The following is a 1,368-nucleotide window of genomic DNA, read 5'->3' on the forward strand; positions in this document are numbered from 1 at the left end:
AGCACCAAAGCTAAAACAGCCCAATGATAGGAACCGCGTGCCTATTAATAAAACAATCCCTGCCGAAATCAAGCGAGAAGACAGATGAAAAAGCGATTTATTATAACAGGAATGATTACCCTTTTGGGGATGATAAATTTAACTCTAACATCTAATTTTAGTTGGGGTTCTGATAATAAGGATTCAACTGCCCAAACTCTTTTGCCTTTTTCAAAAGAAGAATATCTGAAAATTATTGAGTTATTAAAACAACAAATTACAACAAACGAAAGCCAGATCGAAAACGCGAAAAAAATCCATCAATCTATAACAGGAAACGCGAAAAAAATCCACCAGCCTATAACAGAAAGTGAAAGTGAAAGTGAAACAAAAGACTTAGAACACACAATACACACCTTAACAACAAAAAGCATTCACTATTTTTTACAAGATCCGCCCTACCCATCCCCCCACAAAAACTACAAGAACATGGGTTCTAGCCTATTCAAAATGTATAGTTATATCGAAGTCCTTATGACTGCGGTTAACGGCGAAGATTACAGGGCCATCTTCTCGTCATTGCCGCAGAAGAAGATATACGATATAATTAATACACGTCTTAACTATAATGGAATTGTCGAGAAAGCCGTAAGTTTGCAGGCTTTCCAAGACGCAGAGAAGCGCTTTACACAAATTGCTGATTTCTTAAATGATATAGATAAAACAACAAATTTGAGAGAAGTTTTCGAGTTGCAAACACGCATCAAGAGCATGTCATCCATGCTCCAAAATGAATACACAAAGTTACAAATGGTCAGAAATTTAAGCAACAATGAAAAGACTCTTATCGATATACAAAAACGTCTATTGTATAAAAAAATTATAAACTCTGCCAACAAAAGAATCCCCCCAATAAGATTGAACTAATAAAACTCTTTACAACATTGACTTTTTTTCATGAAAACAAAAGCCACTGTAGAAGGTTCAGTACTATCTGAACAATCAAGAGAGGCACAAATATTTTATCAAAGCTAAGATATCGTAATGAAAATACTTAGGTAATGTATAAATGCAAATGAAGCGTTTAGCATGTATCTATATTTCAAGGTGATAAAAAGTTGAAAATTCGTTAAAGAGGAATTCCATGGACTTTACAGTTTTCACGCAACTTTTCAGTAAAATTGATCAGATAACAAAAACATATGTCACGGATCTTTCCTCAAAAACAATTGCTACAATTACACCTTTCGTTTCAATTGGAATCACGATCGCTTTCATCATCTATGGATGGCTTATCATTCGTGGCGCTATAGATATGCCTCTCTCCGGATTCGTAAACCGTTTCCTACGGATAAGTATTATTACTTCAATAGCTCTTACCACAGGACT

At 34.9% G+C, this 1,368-nt stretch carries 2 protein-coding genes and 1 pseudogene; all 3 read left to right on the forward strand.

Annotated features, from left to right (window positions below; genetic code table 11):
• A pseudogene (locus ACFIL8_RS10325) lies at window positions 1-88 on the forward strand (TrwH protein); the annotation flags it as partial.
• Window positions 85-906, forward strand: coding sequence for a type IV secretion system protein (locus ACFIL8_RS10330; protein ID WP_375681560.1), 822 nt, complete (start codon window positions 85-87; stop codon window positions 904-906). The pseudogene ACFIL8_RS10325 and the gene ACFIL8_RS10330, both read left to right, overlap by 4 nt.
• A 217-nt stretch (window positions 907-1,123) precedes the next feature.
• On the forward strand, window positions 1,124-1,368 hold a 245-nt coding region (locus ACFIL8_RS10335; RefSeq protein ID WP_375689693.1), incomplete at its 3' end, for a type IV secretion system protein.

The sequence above is a fragment of the Bartonella sp. AP57NXGY genome, from assembly GCF_042195805.1.
Classification (GTDB): domain Bacteria; phylum Pseudomonadota; class Alphaproteobacteria; order Rhizobiales; family Rhizobiaceae; genus Bartonella.

Coding starts and splice junctions, on each gene's coding strand:
- ACFIL8_RS10330 (WP_375681560.1), top strand. CDS start 85: ATGAAAAAGCGATTTATTATAACAGGAATGATTACCCTTTTGGGGATG.